The sequence below is a fragment of the Candidatus Jidaibacter acanthamoeba genome, from assembly GCF_000815465.1.
GTDB lineage: Bacteria > Pseudomonadota > Alphaproteobacteria > Rickettsiales > Midichloriaceae > Jidaibacter > Jidaibacter acanthamoebae.
In genome coordinates this window covers 1-21,125 of the sequence record NZ_JSWE01000094.1, presented here as the reverse complement: position 1 = coordinate 21,125, position 21,125 = coordinate 1, and the positions used below count along the sequence as shown (strand labels likewise).

The following is a 21,125-nucleotide window of genomic DNA, read 5'->3' as shown; positions in this document are numbered from 1 at the left end:
CTTTCTTTTCCTTTTTCTTTCAATTCTTTTTTTTCTTTTTCAAGGCGTGAGGTATGCTTCCCCACTACCCGGAAAGAACCTTCGCTTTGTTGAGTTCGCTCATCTATCTTTTCAGATAACCGATTATCATTAGAAAATTTTACCGCTGCATCTCTTAAAGCGGTTGCTAAGAAGTTTTCATTTTTTTGTAATTCTCTTACATGAGTCTCAATTTTTTCTATTGCTTCTTCTCTGGTTTTTGTGCCGTATTTTTTGTCTTCATCATCCGGCATCATAATTAAATCTTTTATATAAAATCCTGCAACTATTTTTGAGATGTTTCTCATTTCATCTTCAAACTTATCTGGTTTTTCCATACCTAAGGAAATAAAATTAATTAGTTCAATTTTAAACTGTTTCTTTAAACCCTGATGCTTAATCCATCTTTGAGCAAACTCGGAGTCACGTTCCATAAAATAAGATCCATGTTTAAACATGGGTCTGTAATCGGATGCTATACTTTCTTCTAAAGGGGTTATTAAGTGCATAGTTAAAGGATATTTTACAGTTATTACTTCTAGTAATGCCGTAACTTTTTCTATACTACAAACCGCAGTATTACATTCATTTAGAAACTCTTTAATTCCCCCGACTTTTCTAGTATAAGCTCCGTCCTTCTTATCGTCATTTATGAAGTTAACCCCTATACAACATATGTTGCCGGGAGGAATTAACGAATCAGTTCGAGCGGTAAGGCTTTTAGTAGAGTTCTCTGCTAATCTTAGCATAAATGTATATACTTCATCAGCTTGATCTTTTTCACCTAAAGGAAGAATAGGGTTTACAAAATATCCGTTATTTTCATATTTTTTTCGGTTCGCTACCATATCATTAGCCAACTTTAGAAAGTGAAGGTAATTTTCTTCAAATAGTTCGCTTTGATTTACTATAGCTATAGCTGCTTTCTTCTGATCTTTCGGAGATTCTGCATCTCTAAAATTTGTAATTAATATATTTCTTTTATTAATTTTATTTTCACTTCTCGGCGAAAGTCTAAATCCAAAAAAACTAAAATTATTTTTCCCGGATAAAAATTTACTTTCTCCCTCACTTCTCGGGGTAGCAGGGGTGCTTGTACTATTTTTTATATCAGGGGTCGTATTATTATCTGCTTCTGAGCTTAGCTCACGGCTACTGGTTCTTCTAATTAATTTTATCCCCCTGGATAATAAATTTCCTCCGGAAGAAGTTCCTCTAGGGGTTAAAAACTCGCCCTCGGGTTTCTTTATACTTGATATTGTATCAGCGGATGAAATAAGCGGTAACCTTGATTTTTTCTCAGGTAAGCTTTTATCAACTATACTTTGTGTTGATGGAAGTGCTGTTGGTGACAAAGATGCATAATTAATAGGTGTTGTATCACCTTGCTTCTTTTCTACGCTATCTAATACTAATGATGGTATATTTCTGCCCAACCCTACTTTCGGTGTAGTTTTTTCCCCGCTTGCCCTCACTTTTATTCCCCTTTGAATTTAAAATTACAAGTTAATAATATATTAACTATATTGAGAATAAATTGTTAAAACAACTATATATTTGTTAGTGTAAATAATATCTTGATCAGTTACTTAAAAAGCAAGTTTAATATTATATAAACATTTTATCTATATACATTAAATTTTCATTGCGTTTATAGAAAATGATTAATATAACTCAACAGCATTTTTAAATTCATTATTAAATTTAGCGAGAATAGTTGATAATTTATTCGAAAATAAATCTAAACACATAACCATAACTTAACCTTATATAATTAAAGCAAGATTATTTATGAAAAGAAGATCAGAAGAGAGATTCATACCGAGCAGCCAAACATTATTCGAGGCTGAGAGTAATAAAAGACCAAAAATAGGTGAAGAGGGAAGGGTTGAGGTAATAACCCGAGAACAAAGAGAAAAAACTGTTATAAGAAGAAAGAAGGAAGCAGAAGAAGATAAATATGCTGATTTGACGGCAGATTTGTTTAGAAATAAAAAATATGAAGAAACTGTAAAAATTGCAAGTGAGTATTTAGAAAAGAATCTTCGTTCAATTAATGTGGGTTATAATTGTGCTCTTGCTTACCTTTATCTACGAAGATTTGAAGATTGTTATGAGCAATGCAAAAAGTTACTTGCCATATCACCATTATATAAAAAAGCTATTTTGCTTAAAATAATTTCTATTCAGGAGTCATTAAATTCTTTAGAACAGCCTATATATCATCATTATAAAATCTTATTTCTTTTTAATGATATTGCAGATTCTACAATTTTATATTATCGGAAAACTTTATCTGCAACTTATGGTTTGTCTACTTTGTTTCAAGAAGTAAAAGAGAAATCACAGGAAAAGTATATAAATCAATCAATGGAAGTAATTGCTCAAGCATTACAATCTGAGTTTGGTTTGCTTAAGAGATCAGAAAAAAATCTGCTGAATGAATTAGAGGTTATTAGAACAAAAATTACTAATATTAATATTGCTACATTATTAAATTCTGACATAAATGATGAAACAAGATTTAAAATAGAGGAGATATACTCTCTATCATATAATATTATTAATATTATTAATTCATTAAAGCTAGTTGAGAAAATAAAAAATTATACTTTAGAATTTAAAGCTCCAGTGGAAAACTTAATTCTAGATATTTTAGATGATAAGAATCTAATGAATTCCACAGGAATAATTTCAAAGGCATTGATAAGATTATTTACTACAAATCCGAAGTGGTTTAAATCATGCCTTGAGCTTTGTAGGACGGACTCTTCAAGGCAAGTAGTATGCTCTTATTTGGAAAACGAAATTATTGATTCAATAGGATTAGAATTATTATATAGTGATAACAGAAGAGGATTAAAACTTTTTTGTTTATTATTTGAGGATGACCCTATTTTGGGAGTTACTATCAGAAGCTTTAAACAAATTGCTTTTCCGAAAGGTTACGATGACCCTGAACTTGAATATACAACGGATGTTGAAAATGTAGAGACAAAACCAACTAGAACCCCTGTTTCCGCATTGGCCTCGACAATGAAGCTATGTAGCTTTGATAAAGGTAAAGAAGTAGTCTCCAAAGAAGCATGTAACTTTTCTGAATTGCTAAGCGAAGAAGCTTCAAAGCAATATGGGGAATTACCTGAGCTAGTAGATGATACTCCGGATAACGCCGGAGAAACTAATACGCAGGAAAATAGTCCGGATCTAACCGGAGCTAATGTTCAAGCACAACATACTTCTTATGCTGATAAAGTAAGATTAGCCAAAGAAACTAAAAATAAAGAGAATGTTCCACCCAAAAAATTTACTCTTACTCAGGCTCCCGATACCTCCGGAGGTTTTAGAAAGCTTGTAAGTTCTACTAGATTAAACCTATCTATTTTACCAGGATCTGGTGAAAGCAAACTTTGTCAAACAAGTAGAAGCATTTAACTGAATTTATTAGAAAGTATAAATATTTATACTTTCTAATTATTAAATTACCTTGAGGATTTATAAAACTCTAACATAAGTTTAACTATGACTTCTTCGCTATAATTTTTTACAACGTTTTCTCTGGCTTTTAAGGCAAGTGAGGTGCGCAATTCATTGTTCTCAATTAATTTCTCAATTGCTCTTGCTAATGTTTCAACATCCTTTACTTTAACTAACAGGCCATTTACTCCATCTTCGACTAATTCTCGGCAGCCAGGGGCATCGGTAGTAATAAGCGCTCTACCTAGAGCGGCAGCTTCAAGAAGGCTTCTGCTTAAGCCTTCTCTATAGGAAGGAAGAACAGCTACATGAGCTTTTTCCCAAATAGTTTTTATATCATCTTGGAAACCTAGCCATTTAATTATCTTCTTATCTTCCCATTCTCTTAGTTGATATTCAGTAACTGACCTCGAGTTATCGGGGTCAGGAGCCCCGACCAGCCAGAACTCCGCTTCCAATCCTTTATTCTTGATAATCTCAGCTGCTGCCGCAAACTCAGCTATCCCTTTATCGAGAATCATCCGTGCCATAAGCGCAAAAACAGGCTTGCCGCCCGGTTCGGATGAGAGAGGAAAATCTTTGATATTTACTCCTACCGAGCACTGGGCGAAAACTTGTGCCGGCTTAGCAATATTTTCTTTTAAAAGCAGTTCCTTATCATCTTTGTTTTGCACAATAATTATGCTGTTTTGTTTAAGCATGAACAGCTTAAGTAAATTAGTGAAAACTACTCTAATGGCTTTTACCCATAATTTATCACTTATAAACACAAAGCCCATGCCTAGAAATGTATTAATAACTTTAGGAATTTTGTTAAAGAGTGCTGCAATGCTGCCGTACATTATAGGTTTAATCCCGAAATGCTGCACGACATCAGGTTTTTCTCTTTTATATATATATATTAACTGAAAGATAATTCTTAATTCTTTGAATATATTTAAGCTAAAACGTTCTAAGTTGATAGGGATCAGCTCCAAACCCTGTTTTTCAATTTCCTCCCCGTGCTTATCTACTCTGGTAATAATTTTTACCTCACAGCCGATTCCTTTCGCAGCAACTGCAATCGGCATAAGATGGGCGGCAAAATGCCAATCTGCATTACTAAAAATAATTATTTTCATTTATAGAGCTTTATATATAGGTATATTTTGCTATACCTTTTAAATACCATATTTCGTTTGAATGTATAGGTAAAAAGGCCTATACCTTTAAAAAAATTAAATAGTATAAGCATTAGGTAAACGTGAAATATTTAGTTACCGGCGGAGCCGGGTTTATCGGTTCTCATCTTGTAGATCAGCTACTTGAGTATGGGCATGAAGTCACTGTTTTAGATAATTTATCTTATGGCAAAGAAGAAAATTTACCCAAAGGTTGTAATTTTATTCAAGGTGATATTTTAGATGTTGGTGCTGTCAGGGAGGCTTTTAAGGGAGTAAACGGTTGCTTCCATTTGGCTGCCATTGCTTCAGTGCAGCAATCAGTGAAAGACTGGGTTAACACCCATAGAGTTAATTTAACCGGAACCATTAATATATTTGAAGAAGCTGCAAAACAAAACATTCCGGTAGTTTATGCTTCATCCGCCGCCGTATACGGAAATATTTCCAAGTCTTTATTAACGGAAGACCTTCTCCCGCAGCCTATTTCAGGTTATGCTGTGGATAAGTATGCTTGCGAGCTGCAAGCTAAGGCGTTCGGTGCAATCTTTGCACTTCCTTCTTTCGGTCTAAGATTCTTTAATGTATACGGAGCGCGCCAGCTTCCCGATTCATCTTACTCAGGTGTGATCTCCATATTCCTAAGCAGAATAAAAAATAAGCAACCGCTCACTATTTTCGGTGACGGTAACCAAACGAGGGACTTTATCTTTGTAAAAGATGTAGTGAATTATATCATTGCTGCCATGCAGAATGTTTCGGCTCATGCTCCGGTAACTAATGTTTGCACCGGTAAAGGAACCACAGTAAATGAATTAGCACAAAAGCTTTTTTCCATATTAGGCAAAGTAAATATTGAATATTTATCTGCTAAGAAAGGGGATGCACTAATTTCAGTCGGTTCTCCCATTATGGCAGAGCAAATATTAAAAATAAAGGCTCTGGTTCCATTGAAAAAAGGCTTAAAAGAATTGGTGGATTTAAAATAATCTTTTAATGTATATATATTATTCAATAGCAAAGATTATATTTGTAATAAAAAATTAATATTCATACCATATAATTATTCTATAAATAAATAGGAATAAGGGTATGCGAGGATTAATATTTTATAATAGATCAAGGGAAGAAATTAATAATTATATTGCCAAGCAAATGCTTGATTGGAAGAGCTTTGCGTCATTATTAAAAGATGCTTTTACTTATAAGACGGAAAATTTGTTAACGGCTTTATTAGAGCATTATAAAATTAATAATTGGGATATAGCTTGGTTATACGATGAGTGCCCCTTACATGAGATAAAAAACTATTTCGGAATTTTCAGCAAGTATTTTGAAGCAGATGAATTATTAGCTTTTGTGCTAAAATATGATATTACTTCAGGTGAAAATGAGGTTGATGAACAGAAAAGAAGTATACATAAAAAATTAGTTAAAGCTGCCCTTGATAAAGGTGCTAAACTCGAAAATATTATTGATTCGCTTTACGGCATAAGTTTAGCCAACCTGGATATTTATTCGGAATTATTTATAAATGCTGTTCCGGATATGTTCTTAAAGTTAGTATTAGAAAGTTATGTAGGTGACAAAGAGTTAAGAGGTACTCAAAAAACATTAGTGCAAGCTGCCTTAGATAGAGGGGCTAAACTCGAAAATATTATTGACTCAATTTATTTAAGTTTGGAAACTTTACATAATTGTTCGGAATTATTTTTAACTCATACAACAGTTGATAAATTTTTAGATTTTATTTTAAGATGTAGTATAGAGCAGTATAATTTTGATAAAAAAGAATATGTTATAAATGAAGAGTCGTACACTAAACAAAAAGAATTGGTTAAATTAGCTTTAGAAAATGGAGCTAATATAGAAAATGTAGAAATAGGCGCAATTCCTTTGGAATCAGTTTTGCCATTAAAAGAGCTTATGATTAATTGTGGAGAAAAATATTTTTCCGCTGAAGCATTTTTGAAAGTTACTTTACAGGCTTATGTTGAAGTAAAATTTAAAGCAGAGGAAAATACAACTGTAATCCCTGAGCACCTTCAAAAACTACAGTTAGACCTTATTGAATTTGCATTTGAGCAGGGGGCAGATCTTAAAAGTATGAAGCTTAAAGATTTAATTGGATTATATTTATCGGTTGATACTGCAAAAATGTTACTTGAGCACGGTCTGAACCCGCATGCATTATTTTTATACAGATGCTACAATACAAATTTATACAATGATTTAACTAAACTTGCCGTAGAGGAGGGAGTAAAAATACTCCCTCTGGAATTTATTTCTGTTCACTGGGAAGATTTACGCTTAGAGACCATGCAATTACTTATTAAAGATCTCAGTTATAAAATAGATGAAAAAATAACTTTCAAATTTATGCATGATGAATACAGGAATCTGGGAGCACAGTTTAAAGAATACTTAGATACCCAAATAAGCAATACCAAAAACTTGGAACTTTCAGATAAAATGCTTACCTACAATATAACTATACTGCACATTTTTGTATTAAATAAATTAAAAAAAATTTTAGAATACGTACTGAGCAATTTTGAAGTTAACTTGAATGTACTAAACGATAACAACCAAACCCCGTTGTTTTATGCTAACACTTCCGAGATTGCCGAACTGCTGATCAATCATGGTGCAGACTTATCAGTTAAAGATATAGATGGAAACATGTGGTTAAGAAACCCTGATCTTGAGCTTATTAAATATTTAAAAGAAAAAAATCTTATCTCTCAATTTTTGGGGAATGATAAAATATTAAAAAATCACTTTATTAAAGGGAACTATGAACATGCCTATAAGTTATTTAGCTATGGCATGGCTCTAAAGTCTACCCCTTTAAAGGATGTAGTTGATGCAATTGAAACGGGTTTGGAAAATTCCGTTGAAAATAATAAGTATCAGGCATTACTCAACCTTATGCACAAGGCAGGAATCAAAATACCGAGTAAATTTGAACACATGATTCATACTTTCCATGATAATTTTACTAAAGACGAGTTTGATTTTTTAGATGGTTTTACTCATAAACTTGCAGCATATTACTTAAATAAATCGGAACAAGATTTAAAAAATCAATTAGCTAGTGAATGCCCAATGTTAAAAGCCGATTTAGCAAACCGGTCATTTTTAGATAAAGAGTTAAATTATTCTATCTTTGCAGATTTTAAAACATTATGTACAGGTAGTACGCTTCTAAATAAAATAGAAAATAATTTTGATAGTTATTATCAATTAGTCGGAAAAGCGCTAAACAGACTTGATGACGATTATAGCTTAGAAGTGTTAACTTTAAACGGCTTGGTTCCGAAGCCGATAGAAGAAGAGATTGCTATATTTAGAGGGTTAAAATTTAATGTTGATAATGAAGACATAAACGCATGGTTTAAATATGGTATTAAAGCTTTCTCTATAGGAGAAAATCAAAAATTCTTAGGCTTCTATGTTAATCAACCTTGGAATAAAATTGATGAAGGAAGATGGGAGTTCGGCGGTACTTATGTCTCATTAGAGCCGAATATGTCTGCGGGGTTTGCCGGTGGTATGACGGCAAAGAATGCTATGAATACGGAAAGTGTTTTTATTGAAATGCGAATTTCCAAAAATTCTCCTCATGTATGCGGTAGCTATACTTTCGAATATGAGTTAATTTTTAACAGCATTAAGGGCGAGGAGGTTGTGGCGGTATATAAGCTTGATGTTGAAGAGCTTAATTATAACAAGAAATTTAAAGTAATCTCAGTAGCAAAAAATCCTTATATATCTAATGGTATAAAACCGAAGTATCAAGTTGGTGAGTATATTGGAGTTGATCAGGAAGCTATAAATAAATATAAGAGCCTTAAATGTCATACTGAGCATACCGGTGATATGAAATCTAGCCTTTATAAGGACTATGATGACTTCATTAATAAATATACTCTTGATCAACATTCGGAAGATCAAAATATATTATTATCAACTTATTTTACCGATAGAGTACATTATGGGAACTATACAGTAAAAGCTTTATTCGGGTTTGATGGGTTTGAATATAACATATGTGACCCTGAATATTTATGTTGTTAGTAACTTCTTAACTGAAAGAAATAGCCTTTTTTAAGAGGCTGTTTCTAAATACTCTAGTTATTTGAATCTTTCTCAATCCACATACGGCAGCATTCGCGAACTAAATTTCTTATCCTTGAAATATACGAAGTGCGTTCCGTTACACTAATAACTCCGCGTGCATCCAGTAAATTAAATATATGCCCTGCTTTTAAGCATTGATCATAAGCAGGTTGGATAAGCTTATGGGATAATAGATTTTTACATTCCTGCTCGTGATCGGTAAAATGGCGCATTAATAATTCAGTATCTGCGTATTTAAAATTATAGCTTGAATAATCAGCCTCATTGGCTAGAAATATATCTTTATACTTAACTCCTCTATCATTCCAGGTAATATCAAAAATACTATCTACACCTTGAATGAACATAGCAAGCCTTTCCAAGCCGTAGGTGAGTTCTCCCGGGATAGGTTTACATTCAATTCCGCCGATTTGTTGCATATAGGTAAATTGAAATACCTCCATGCCGTCACACCAAACTTCCCATCCTAACCCCCATGCACCTAAGGTAGGGTTTTCCCAATCATCCTCAACAAATCTTAAATCATGCTTTTTAGGATCAATACCGATCCTATATAAGCTCTCTAAGCATAGCTCCTGGATGTTATCAGGGGAGGGTTTAAGGATTACCTGATATTGATAATAATGCTGTACACGGTTAGGGTTTTCTCCATACCTGCCGTCGGATGGGCGTCTGCAAGGTTGAGCATATGCAACGTTCCAAGGTTTAGAACCTAAACACCTTAGCGTAGTTGCAGGGTGTGAAGTCCCCGCGCCGACTTCCATATCATAGGGTTGTAAAATTACACAGCCTTTATCTGCCCAATATTTTTGAAGTTCAAAAATTAGATCTTGAAAATGCATAAAACAAATTTTAATTACTTTTAATAATTTATATGAAATTATGCACACTAATGCAATCATTTTACAATTATATAAATAATAGGGAAAGGCGATTTTAGTTGCTAATTAAATACGAGTAGGGTAAATCTAAGGTGCAGGGGTAATTTAAGGTAGTTATATATTATGTCGGGAAGAATCGGTGAATTGTTATTAATATTATTAATAATTTTTGTCATATTCGGAGCAGGCAAGCTTCCGAAAGTCATGGGAGAGTTAGGCAGAGGTATTCGCTCACTAAGAGACGGGGTAAATAACCGAGATAAGGATGAGCCCCGCGATCACAAAGAGTAAGCTTGCTACTTGCGAGGTAAACATTATCTCCTAAAAGGCTTAGTCAATAATATGTTGGATATTATACTTAGTTTCAGGAATTACATATTGAATAGCGGCTTTTGCAGTTGAATCGATAAATATCGGTGCACGAGCATTGACAACAATTTTTTTCCCCTCATCGGTTATTTTAGTTGAAGCAATAAGAAGAATCGCAACATCTTCTACCTTTATTCCCAATACATTGCATGCCTTCTCAAGATCAGAAGAGTCAATAAATTTATTATGTATTAATATGGGTAAAGTAAGAAATGAAAGTTTAGTATCTACTACTCCTTGCAGCAGTTTAAAATACTTAAATTTTTCAACATTTATATTAGCAAGGCAAAAGTGTTTGCAATCAGGCATTCCGATCATCCCATGAGGAAATATGATCTGATTCTCCAGATTAATTTCAATTTCACCGAATTGATTGATGATTGTGACAAACGGATCTTTTCTAAGTTCGTATTTTATAGTATGACTGATCATTTTCTCCCCCTTATTTTTTTAGTACTATCTTATGTAATCCCCGATAAACATCTCGGAAGCTCTGGCAACGACCATGAAGCTCGCTTGCAATTTTCCTATTTTCATAATTAATTTCGGGTATTCTAATTCCGGATTAACCGAAGTTATTGAGGTCAATGCTGCCTGTTGGTCAATAATTGCTACTCCGTCATTCTGAATTATCCTTTCTACCGTCTCTCCGTTGCTTCCCAATACCGCTACCATTTCATTTAACCCTTTTTGAGCTTCATCCATAAGATTAAATGATTTGACCAGGTCATCTTTATCCTTACTTACTTCATATTTTGCCGCATAGTGAAAAGCAGCAAATAACTTTTGAAAAGATTCATTATCTGCTGTTATAGCGTAATCTAAGTCTTGAGTTTCGGAAACCTTTTGGGCAGAGGTAACATTATCGCCGAGATAATAATTTGAAGTAATAGTGCCGTCCGGTAAAACATTTGAAATAGACTCTACGTGTGCAATTGGAGATATATTAGTTTTAGAACCGGAGAATAAATACTCCCCGTTAAAGTTGTTTGATAAAAGTCTTTTGACCTCATTTATATAATTGGTCGATATATCTTTTATAGCTAAAGTATTGTCATTGCTGGAATCTTTAGCAATTTGAATAAAGCGCATTGCATCTTCAGTTACTTTTTGGATTGTCTGGACAGTATTTTCATATTCATTAAGTTTACTTGCCAGCAATTTATTATTAGTAATTCTGTTTGCGGTAAGCTCCACTTGGTTAGTTAAATCTTCCGATAACCTTAAATCATTGGGTGCCATTTCATGAAAAGATTCATATTGTTTATCTGCCGAGATTTTGTTACTTGATTTATTAACCGAAGCATAGTTCTCGGAAACATTTTTAATCATTTGCTTATGTGAAGTAAAAGTAGCGATTGTAGTCATAACATTACCCTTCTATTAGAAACTTGAAATTAAAGTATCGAAAAATTCTCGTGCAGTTTGGATGATTTTAGCTGAGGCGGTAAAGTTTTGTTGGTATAATATCAGGTTGGTTAGCTCTGCGTTTAAATCTACTCCTCGAATTGAATCCAGTTTATCCTGTAAAGCTTCTCTAAACAGCTCATTCCTACCAGCTTCCTCTGAGATCAGCTTGGTTGAAACTGAGTTGAACGATAGTATTTCAGTAGCATAGCTGGAAAACGTTACGGTTGTTGCAGGAAGCCCTGAAGTATTAGCAAATAAAAATTTCTGGTTACCGATATGAATTAAATCAGTTAATGTATCTTTATCTCCTGAAGTAACTTCATAGGTATAAATTGGAGAATCCGCGAAATTTGAATGAGTCTGTCTAAGCTTGCCGGTAGAAAGCAAGTTCGGGTCAGCTTGAATTTCACTTCTTACCTCCAAATATACCGCGGTGTTTTTTAAATTGCCCCAGTTTTTCGGTGCATCGGTACGCACAAATAAATCATTTAAGCCGAATAAGTTATTAAACCCGTCATTAGTCGCCGGAGTGTTATTAGTTGGGTTACCTAAATATTTACTATCAAGCTGGTCTATTACTAAGCGATAATTGCTTTGTAAGGTCGAAATATTTAATCTTCCGGGCTGCATACTGTTGGAAGGTATACTGTTTCCTTGATCATCAACCAGCGTTGCAGTTAACGTACCACCGTTTACCGCCGGTTGAATTAAAGTTGCCTGACCGCTTGTGCTGATCGCACTAAAGCGCTTATTTATGATTCCGTTCAAAGGATCGGGAGACGGATTATTTATTTGGAAGGTAAGTGTTGCGGTATAAGTTGACGTTTCATCGGTTACTTGGCAATCCAGGGAAATTGTATAAGGATATTCCAGCGGAGCGGCTGTATTATTTAAAGTAATGGAAGAGCCTGTAGTCCCTGTTCTTTGCATGCTGCCACTGGTAATAGTCGATGCTGCACCGTTAAAGGATGATAATATATTTACCCCCATATTATCTACGGCTGTTACTGAAGTTATATTAATTTGTGTGTCTTTGCCTGAGAAATTGGATAGTTCCAGATCAAATGTTGTACCGGCGCCCGGAGTTATTGCATTACTTACCGCTGCTAATTTTATATCATTTAACCTTCCTAATTTAACACTATTATCACTGGTAAATCTTTGATTAAAATGATAGTTAATTTCATTTATAATCCCTTCCATATTAGGTCGTCCTGCACCGCTTCCGGTATCTAATTTAGAAAGATCAAGAGTTAATGCTGGAGTACTCGGGTTAGGTAAAGGAAGCCCGTCATCACCGATGACCGCAATCCTTACGGATCCGCTGAATTGCAGAGTCTCGTCACGGGATGTAAGTCTTGTTGCGGTAAGCGTAGTTGCAGGCGGGTAGCCTGTCCCGGTGTTATGAACTTTATTAAACTCATCTTTTAATTTTTTTGCCAGTTGATCTAATTGATTTAATGCTCTTGGAATCTCGACATCACGCATATCAAGTAAACCGGCTACTTTACCGGGGGCTAATTCATAATAAGTTTGCCCGCTGATCCCGGGAGGAGTAACAACAATATCCAAATTCAAATCATTACCGAAATCATCGATTGCCGTAATAAAGAAGCTGTTTAGCGGGCGTTGTTCAATGAAATCATCCGCTGATGAAGCGGGAGTATATTTTGCCTGGTAAGCATGTTGAGTTCCAAGTAGATTAATCCCGGTCGGAGTATAAAGGTTTAGGCGGCCAAGTTTATCCGGATAATGTTTTAATTCAAAATATTCGGAAAGCTTCAAAACGCTGGCTTTTAACTTTTCCGCACTTTCAACATGTTCTATACTACCTTCAGGAAAAGCAGTGGTTTCTTGGCTTAATGCGTAGGCGGTTTTCAGTTCGGCATTTAAACCCAGCGTAATGTTATTTAGTTCCGTATCCGCTTGGTACCTTAAATCTTCCAGACTTCTTGCTAGAGAAGAAATTTTCTCCGCAGCATTGCTTAAGCTATCAACCGTAATTACTTTTTGGGTTGCAATATTAAGGTTCCCTGAAAGAGTATCAAGCTCCTTAAAAGCTTTAGTAATAAAAGAATCCAAGCTGTTACTTTCACCTGGTGTTCCGAAAACCTGGTTCATAGATTCAAAATAACGTTTTTTAGTTTCCGTATAGTTTGCTTCGGAAGTTTTTTGCAGTAATGTTTGTTCAAGAAGCCTATCGGTTTTGGTAGTTATACCTTTAATTGAGACTCCTTGTATATTGCCGGCGGTAACTACTGAATTCTGTATGATCGAGCGCTGACCGTAACCTTCTGTATCAACATTTACTACGTTAGAACTGGTTATTTCCAGCTTTTTCTTATTTAGTTCTATACCGGTGAGTGATGAAGCAATTGCAGACATTTGATTATCCCCCTTTAAAGTTTCTTATTAATAGCAAGATGGGGAATCTCACGAAATTTAGAGGTGTTTTTTCTCACCCCTCTTTGGTTATAGTTAACACTTCTGGCTTCTTTATCTACAATGCCTCTAACAATAGTTAAGATTTTTTGGTTAACATACATTGCTTTAGAAATTTCTCTCTTGCTCTTGTTTGCATAAAAATGTAACTCTTGAGAAAGCTCGTTTAGAACTTTTACCTGATCTTCATTAAGGATGGATCGTTTATCGGCTAACCTAGCTAAAGTCTCCTTTTGCCTGGCAAGAAAATTCATTAAATCAGTTCTTTCATTTAAGGAATCATTAATCTTATCAATATTGTTATTCTTTATATGCTGCTCATCATCTTTGATAAGATTGATCAGCTTATTAAAAGCGTTAGTTACAATGTCATAATTAAAAAATATTTTTTCAGCTTCCATATTCTTATTCCCCTAAACTTTGTTCTTGAACTTGTAATAAAGACGATTCAACTATTTTTGTAATACCTAAGCTATCCTGCTTTGCCGCCACCTTCGCATACTCATTAGTGAGCAGGCCTTCAAATATTTCTTGAGTTGTACTATTTTCGTTAAGCATATGATTATTTATCGGAGGGGAAGCCTCTTTTAATAAATGGGAAACGACATAAGCCGAAAATTCCTGTGCAGCTTCTTTAGTAAGGGAGTTGCCGGTTAAATTTTTTCCTCTTCCCTGATCAAGCTGCATAGTTGCAAAACTGTTGGTTAAATTATGTATATTAGTCATTTTATCTTACCTCTATGTCTGCTTGCAGTGCGCCTGCTTGTTTGATGGTTTTTAAAATAGAAATTAAATCCTTAGGCGTAACCCCAAGGGAATTTAATCCCTGAACCAGATCACTTAAATTTGTATTTTGACTAAACACTGCTATTTCTTTCCCGGGCTCGGAAGGAAGCGGCTCAACTTTAGTTAATCCGATCTCATAAGCATATTCTTCCGAATCTTTTACTTTTACGATCAAATTACCTTGAGCGATGGCAACTGTGCTAAGTTTAACGTTTTCTCCGATTACTATCGTGCCGGTAGCTTCATCTATAACTATTTTAGCAGTGGAATCAGGTTGTATGGTTATGCTTTCAATATCAGCAAGCAAAGATAGAACTCTTCCTTTATATTGGCTTGGGATATTTACTCTCACCGTGCCCGGATCTAAAGCTTGTGCATAATCGTAAAACAAGTTTGCATTAATTGCGGTTGCTATAGCGCGCGCAGTAGTAATATCAGCATTTTTCAACGCAAGCCTTACTTCGGAAAGGTCATCGAGTCTAAAATCAATTTCACGTTCGATAATTGCACCGTTAGTTATATATCCTGATGTAGGAGTTAATGTCGCTGTAGTATCCGATAAAGTTGCAGGGCTTCCAATGCTTATTGCTCCTTGGGATACGGCATAAACTTCACCGTCTGCTCCGACCAAAGGTGTTGCAATCAAAGTTCCGCCTTTTAAACTTTTTGCATCTCCGATCGTGCTTACATTGATTGAAATTTTGCTGCCCGTTCTTGCAAAAGCTGGAAGTGAAGCAGTAACAGTAACAGCTGCCACATTTTTAGTTTTTAAATTTGCGCCCCTAGTGTTAACCCCGAGCTTTTCTAAAAAATCGGTTAAGCCTTTTTGAGTGAATACCGAGTTTTTTAAGTTATCTCCGGTGCCGTTAAGCCCAACTACCAGTCCATAGCCGATCAGCATGTTTTCCCTGATTCCGTCAAAGTTTACTATATCTTTAATCCGAGAGTCAGCTTTAGCTTCAAAAGCAGTAAAAGTTATTATCAATACTGCGAGTAAGAAAAAAGCTTGCTCGAATAATCTATTCAAATATGCTAACATCATAAAAACATAAAACCCTATTCCACTTATTTTATAAGCAAGATTCGTGCCAAAAAGTTTTTTAAAAATTAATGTAAAAGTGACCCCGCAAAGTAAGAATGATGAAGTGCTGGAATTCTTGCAGGATATGAATAACCAGTATTCTATGAAAGTGAGAGTGAAAGCTCCTCCTCAGGGGGGAGAGGCAAATGATGCGGTAATTAAACTTCTCTCAAAGTATTTTGATCTTGCTAAATCTAATATTGAAATCATCTTAGGCGCGGCTTCAAAACAAAAAGTAATAAGAATAGTTGATTTTAGTGATGAAATAATTGTAAAAAAGGTGCAGAAGAATCTGTTTACTTAAAAATGCTTAATCCCTCCTTTAAATTAGAATTTAAAGACTTATACTCTCCAAATAAGCTACCTCTTTTGGATAAGCGGTTTTTGGGGTATGTTATTGCTTTTGATGATAAGTTATATCACCAACTGATGTTAGCTCGTAGCCTAAGCTTAAGTGCTAAGGAGGAATCCAATCTAATTATTAGCCTGGCTCCTTATCTGGAAGATTTTATAGCTGAGCTGTTCCAAATAAAAGATGAGGTAATAAGTTTAGCTAATTTACACCATGAATTAGCTCCGATTTTCTGGTGTAAAAGACAGTTTATACAGAGGAAGGTAGCAAAGAATACTAGTGAACTTGATATTGCTTCCATAGAACAAGCTAAATTTAACTTAGAGCAATGGGGTGTAGACTTATATAATGAATTATCTTTTGCTAAATTTGTACAAGATGCGACTGAGAGTCTAGAAGAAGAAAAATTAAATTATGCAAAAATCTATGCCGCATGGGCTTTAACTTCCGAAGAAGGTAAAAGAATATATAAAGAAGGGGTGCTATTTAAAACTCCGAAAAAGCTGGTTTTATCTCATCTTATAGAAGCTGAGAGAGATGAAGCGGGAGTGTATAAATACAGATCAGAAAATATAAGAAAAAGAGAAGGGTTCGACCTGACTGATAATGCACTAAATTTAGTTAATGCACTTGATCATAGTAATTACTGCATATGGTGCCATAACCAAGAAAAAGATTCCTGTTCTCACGGCATAAAAAATAAAGCGACTAATAAATTTGCGGTCAGTGAGCTTGGAGCAAACCTTACGGGATGCCCGCTTGAAGAAAAGATTTCCGAGATGAATACTTTAAAAGCAAAGGGAATAATTATCGGCGCATTGGCTACGGCGATGATAGATAACCCGTTGCTTGCCGCAACGGGACACAGAATTTGTAATGATTGCATGAAGTCCTGCATTTATCAAAAGCAGGAGCCGGTTAACATTCCGCTTATTGAAACACAAACTTTAGATGATGTTTTAGCTCTCCCCTACGGGTTTGAGATATATAGCTTGCTTTCTCGGTGGAATCCTTTGCATTTTAAAAATTATTTACCTAAGGAAATCAGTAATTATAAAATTTTAGTTGCCGGGATGGGACCTGCGGGGTTTACTCTTGCACACTATTTACTAAATGAGGGATTCATAGTAACCGGCATTGACGGATTAAAGATTGAGCCATTAAATGCAGAAGTTTCCGGAATAGACTTGAGTGGTAATAGAAGAGATTTTAAGCCGATTAAGGATGTTAATGAGTTATATTCTTCACTTAGTGAACGAGTGCCGCAAGGGTTCGGAGGAGTAGCCGAATACGGCATAACCGTTAGATGGAATAAAAACTATCTTACTTTAATCAGATTGCTGCTTGAAAGAAGAGAAAATTTCAGGATGTACGGCGGAATTAGGTTCGGTGGCACAATCACCTATGAAACTGCATTCAATCTTGGTTTTGATCATATCGCTCTTGCCCTCGGCGCAGGTAAGCCTAATATTCCCCCGATACCTAATGCCTTAGCCAAGGGAGTACGAACTGCCTCGGATTTTCTGATGTCTTTACAGTTAACCGGTGCTCAGCGCGCAAACTCAATTGCTAATTTACAGGTGAGACTTCCTATAGTCGTGATCGGAGGAGGGTTAACAGCAGTTGATACTGCGACTGAAAGCTTAGCTTATTACCAAGTACAGGTTGAGAAATTTCTTAAAAGCTATGAAAAATTGGGAGAAGAAATATTTGATAATATTAGTAATGAAGAAAAGGAAGTTGCTTTAGAATATATTGAGCATGCAAAAAAGCTAAGAGAAGCTGCAGGAGATGATAAAATAAAGTTATTGCGAGCATGGGGCGGGGTTAAGGTAGCTTACAGAAAAACTTTACAGGAATCGCCGAGTTATAGATTTAACCATGAAGAAGTAGAAAAGGCCTTTGAAGAGGGAATAGAATTTGCGGAAAATATAATACCGGAGGAAATATTAATTGATAATTCGGGTAGTTGTATAGGCTTACGGCATAGTAACGGAGTGCTGGATGCTAAAACTATATTAATTGCTACAGGAACAGAACCTAATACTGTTCTTGCCAGAGAAGACGAAGAGCATTTTAAACTGGACGGAAGATATTTTACCGCTCTTGATGAAAATTTAAATATAATAACTCCGGAAAGGGTAGCTAAGCCTGAAAAGCCATATGTTTTAAGTTCCCTAAATGATAAAAATAAAGCGGTTAGTTTCTTTGGAGACCTACACCCCTCTTATGTCGGCAATGTGGTAAAAGCTATGGCGAGTGCTAAGCAGGGCTATAGTGTGGTAAGTGAGATTATTAGAAGATTTGAGCCATTGAATAATCTACCGGGAGAACGGTTTTTTAAAAAGCTGGATGATAATTTAATAGTTAAGGTTAAGGAAGTAAAAGAGTTAGCTCAGAATATAATAGAAATTGTTTTTAAAGCGAAATCGGCTTCGGCAGAGTTTAAGCCTGGGCAGTTTTATCGCTTGCAAAATTATGAGGCAAATGCGTTTGTAAGAGATGGTGTTTCTTTAGCTATGGAAGGTTTGGCTCTCACGGGGGCATGGGTTGACAAAGAGCAGGGCTTGATTTCAACCATTGTGCTTGAGATGGGTGGCTCATCCAATCTATGCCGTTATTTAAAAGAAGGGGAGAATGTAGTGCTAATGGGGCCGACCGGCACTCCTAGCGAAATTCCTGAAAATGAGACTATTATGCTGGTCGGGGGCGGTTTAGGTAATGCTGTTTTATTTTCAATCGGTAAAGCAATGAAAGAAAAGGGGTGTAGAGTGCTTTATTTTGCTGGCTATAGAAAAAAGGCGGATAGATATAAAGTAGAAGAAATTGAAAAAGCTTCCGATGTAACTGTCTGGTGTTGCGATGAAGGATTATTGAGCTATAGCAGAAAAAATGATAAAGCTTTCAACGGTAATATCATACAAGCAATAAAAGCTTACGGGGAAAAGAGCTTAGGTGTGGTTGAAATAAGTTTGGAAGAGGTGGATAGAATTATTGTCATTGGTTCTGATAAAATGATGGCTGCGGTTGGCTATGCGAGACATAATATCTTCAAAAACTTTTTCAAAAGTAATCATATTGCCATCGGTTCGATAAATTCACCGATGCAATGTATGATGAAGGAAATTTGTGCGCAATGCCTGCAAAGGCATGTTGATCCTGTTACTCAAAAAGATTACTATGTTTTTAGCTGTTTCAATCAGGATCAGTTGCTTGATGAAGTAGATTTTAACCATCTGAACTTACGGTTAAATCAAAATTCATTACAAGAAAAGGTATGTGCTAAATTAATTAAACAATTACTGGTGGTTTGAATATGAAAAATTTTATTATAATGCTCGCTTTTATTTTTAGTATTCCGAATGCTTTTGCTAAAGAAACAGTACAAGCTTCTCAGGATCCGATAAATATTGAATCCAATGAATTGGTAATAGAGCAAAAAGAGAACAAGGGAGTGTTCACCGGTAATGTTGAAGTCATCCAAGGCGATATGGTGATCAATTCGGATAAAATGATTGTTTATTATGCTGAACCTACAACTGATAATATAGACTCCCAAGAGCTGCTAGGCAGTAATAAAATTTCCAAAATTGAAACGTTTGGAAATGTTGTTATCACTACTCCGAAAGAAAAGGCAAAAGGGGAAAAGGGGGAGTATATTACTAAAGATCAAGTATTTATACTCAAGAAGAATGTGCAGTTGATTCAGGGAAAAAATATCTTAACCGGTAATAAGTTTATCTATAACAGATTAAACGGTAAGGGAGTTTTAACCTCGGGTGAAAAGGGGGGTAAGAACAAGCAGAGAGCTAAAGCATTAATTATCCCGGAGCAAGTTAAATGAATGAAATTTTAAAGGCGGTAAATTTAGGTAAAGCATATTCCGGAAGACGCGTTGTAAGAGATGTAAACATTGAAGTTAATACGGGAGAAGTAGTAGGGCTTTTAGGCCCGAACGGTGCAGGTAAAACTACTACTTTTTATATGATTATGGGATTGATTAAGCCTGATTACGGCAATATCTTTCTAAATGATGTTGATATAACTCATCTTCCTATTTATCGCAGAGCACGGCTTGGAGTCGGATATTTACCGCAGGAGCCTTCAATTTTCCGTGGTCTTGACGTGGAGAAGAATATTTTAGCCGTACTTGAGATCAATGAGCCTATTGAAGAAAACAGATATGCTATTCTTGAAAGCTTACTTGCCGAATTTTCGATTACTCACTTAAGAAATGCTGCTGCTCTCTCTCTTTCGGGGGGAGAAAGAAGAAGGGTGGAAATAGCCAGGTGCTTAGCGGCAAAGCCGAAATTCATTCTGCTTGATGAGCCACTAGCAGGGATTGACCCAATTGCAATTTCAGAAATTAAAGATTTAATTATGCATTTGAAAGACCGTAACATCGGAGTAATAATTACAGATCATAACGTGCGCGAAGCTTTATCGATTATTGACAGAGCTTATATAATTCATGACGGAATAGTGCTTATGCAGGGCGGGGTCGTAGATGTGGTTAACCATCCCGAGGTGCGGAAAGTTTACTTAGGAGAAAAATTTAATTATTAGTTGTTATCTCTGCTTGCCATTAATAAAAAAATATGTTTTTATATAGAGCGCTTTTAGAAGCTTTTTGGAGAGGTGGCCGAGTGGTCAATGGCAGCAGACTGTAAATCTGCCCGCGCGAGCGTTCGTAGGTTCAAATCCTACTCTCTCCACCATCTAAAACCTTTTTTATGTTTGCGTATGTTAAGATAATTAAGCGTTTGACTTTTTATTTATCTGGATGTATGTCTATCACTCGTATGAGAGCTAGATAAAGTTCAGCCAAAAAGCGGGTGTAGCTCAATGGTAGAGTCCCAGCCTTCCAAGCTGGTTGCGTGGGTTCGATTCCCACTACCCGCTCCAGTATAGATTTTATATAGTAGGAAATTTATTTTTTAGGAGAGACCGGAGATGGCCAAACAGAAGTATGAAAGGAATAAGCCGCACGTTAACATAGGTACGAT

Annotated in this window: 17 protein-coding genes and 2 tRNA genes; 10 read left to right on the top strand and 9 right to left on the bottom strand. The window is 35.4% G+C overall.

The genetic code is table 11. The features are described 5' to 3' along the window. The coding region (locus NF27_RS04205; protein ID WP_039456173.1) for a hypothetical protein at positions 1-1,493 on the bottom strand (1,493 nt) is incomplete at its 3' end. Positions 1,494-1,809: 316 nt separating this feature from the next. Between NF27_RS04205 and NF27_RS04200 the strand changes: the two genes are divergently transcribed. Next, on the top strand, positions 1,810-3,453 hold the full coding sequence (locus NF27_RS04200) for a prolipoprotein diacylglyceryl transferase (protein WP_039456170.1): 1,644 nt from the start codon (positions 1,810-1,812) through the stop codon (positions 3,451-3,453). 47 nt (positions 3,454-3,500) lie between these two features. On the opposite strand, the gene NF27_RS04195 is transcribed toward NF27_RS04200, so the two are convergent. Continuing rightward, positions 3,501-4,616 carry a glycosyltransferase family 4 protein gene (locus NF27_RS04195; protein WP_039456167.1) on the bottom strand — a complete coding sequence of 372 codons (1,116 nt, stop codon included), beginning with the start codon at positions 4,614-4,616 and terminating at the stop codon, positions 3,501-3,503. Between the two features lie 122 nt (positions 4,617-4,738). On the opposite strand from NF27_RS04195, the gene NF27_RS04190 reads away from it, so the two are divergent. After that, positions 4,739-5,644, top strand: a complete 906-nt coding sequence (locus NF27_RS04190; RefSeq protein WP_039456165.1) for an NAD-dependent epimerase/dehydratase family protein — start codon at positions 4,739-4,741, stop codon at positions 5,642-5,644. Between the two features lie 103 nt (positions 5,645-5,747). Then, on the top strand, positions 5,748-8,735 hold the full coding sequence (locus NF27_RS04185) for an ankyrin repeat domain-containing protein (RefSeq protein WP_039456162.1): 2,988 nt from the start codon (positions 5,748-5,750) through the stop codon (positions 8,733-8,735). Positions 8,736-8,788: 53 nt separating this feature from the next. Here NF27_RS04185 and NF27_RS04180 read toward each other — a convergent pair whose 3' ends face one another. Then, entirely contained in the window at positions 8,789-9,640 is an 852-nt protein-coding gene (locus NF27_RS04180; RefSeq protein WP_039456179.1) for a glycine--tRNA ligase subunit alpha, read from the bottom strand. Between the two features lie 162 nt (positions 9,641-9,802). Here NF27_RS04180 and tatA point away from each other — a divergent pair, with 162 nt between their 5' ends. Then, positions 9,803-9,970, top strand: a complete 168-nt coding sequence (gene tatA / locus NF27_RS11765) for a twin-arginine translocase TatA/TatE family subunit (protein ID WP_084212787.1) — start codon at positions 9,803-9,805, stop codon at positions 9,968-9,970. Between the two features lie 39 nt (positions 9,971-10,009). On the opposite strand, the gene fliW is transcribed toward tatA, so the two are convergent. From fliW to NF27_RS04150, 6 genes are read right to left on the bottom strand one after another with little or no spacing between them, the layout of a single operon-like run. Then, positions 10,010-10,480 (bottom strand): flagellar assembly protein FliW, encoded by a 471-nt coding sequence (gene fliW, locus NF27_RS04175; protein ID WP_039456159.1) that lies wholly within the window; start codon positions 10,478-10,480, stop codon positions 10,010-10,012. A gap of 24 nt (positions 10,481-10,504) precedes the next feature. Then, on the bottom strand, positions 10,505-11,416 hold the full coding sequence (locus tag NF27_RS04170; protein ID WP_039456156.1) for a hypothetical protein: 912 nt from the start codon (positions 11,414-11,416) through the stop codon (positions 10,505-10,507). Positions 11,417-11,431: 15 nt separating this feature from the next. Beyond that, positions 11,432-13,843, bottom strand: coding sequence for a FlgK family flagellar hook-associated protein (locus NF27_RS04165; RefSeq protein WP_039456153.1), 2,412 nt, complete (start codon positions 13,841-13,843; stop codon positions 11,432-11,434). Between the two features lie 14 nt (positions 13,844-13,857). Then, on the bottom strand, positions 13,858-14,301 hold the full coding sequence (locus NF27_RS04160; RefSeq protein ID WP_039456150.1) for a hypothetical protein: 444 nt from the start codon (positions 14,299-14,301) through the stop codon (positions 13,858-13,860). Positions 14,302-14,305: 4 nt separating this feature from the next. Next, positions 14,306-14,626 (bottom strand): rod-binding protein, encoded by a 321-nt coding sequence (locus NF27_RS04155; RefSeq protein WP_039456147.1) that lies wholly within the window; start codon positions 14,624-14,626, stop codon positions 14,306-14,308. A 1-nt stretch (position 14,627) separates the two neighbouring features. Continuing rightward, the gene (locus tag NF27_RS04150) at positions 14,628-15,725 is read right to left on the bottom strand and encodes a flagellar basal body P-ring protein FlgI (RefSeq protein ID WP_204367862.1); all 1,098 of its coding nucleotides are present in this window, start codon (positions 15,723-15,725) and stop codon (positions 14,628-14,630) included. Positions 15,726-15,771: 46 nt separating this feature from the next. Between NF27_RS04150 and NF27_RS04145 the strand changes: the two genes are divergently transcribed. The 6 genes from NF27_RS04145 to NF27_RS04120 all read left to right on the top strand — a co-directional run bounded on the left by NF27_RS04145 (position 15,772) and on the right by NF27_RS04120 (position 21,024). Then, a complete protein-coding gene (locus NF27_RS04145; RefSeq protein ID WP_039456140.1) occupies positions 15,772-16,071 on the top strand; it encodes a DUF167 domain-containing protein in 300 nt (99 codons plus the stop codon). 65 nt (positions 16,072-16,136) lie between these two features. Beyond that, entirely contained in the window at positions 16,137-19,433 is a 3,297-nt protein-coding gene (locus tag NF27_RS04140) for an FAD-dependent oxidoreductase (protein ID WP_161791798.1), read from the top strand. Between the two features lie 2 nt (positions 19,434-19,435). Then, entirely contained in the window at positions 19,436-19,963 is a 528-nt protein-coding gene (gene lptA / locus NF27_RS04135) for a lipopolysaccharide transport periplasmic protein LptA (RefSeq protein WP_039456134.1), read from the top strand. Next, complete coding sequence (gene lptB, locus NF27_RS04130) at positions 19,960-20,685, top strand: LPS export ABC transporter ATP-binding protein (protein WP_053332564.1); 726 nt, start codon at positions 19,960-19,962, stop codon at positions 20,683-20,685. Before lptA ends, lptB begins: the two co-directional genes overlap by 4 nt. A gap of 66 nt (positions 20,686-20,751) precedes the next feature. Then, positions 20,752-20,837, top strand: a tRNA-Tyr gene (locus NF27_RS04125). 113 nt (positions 20,838-20,950) lie between these two features. Next, positions 20,951-21,024, top strand: a tRNA-Gly gene (locus tag NF27_RS04120). The last annotated feature ends 101 nt before the right edge of the window (positions 21,025-21,125 follow it).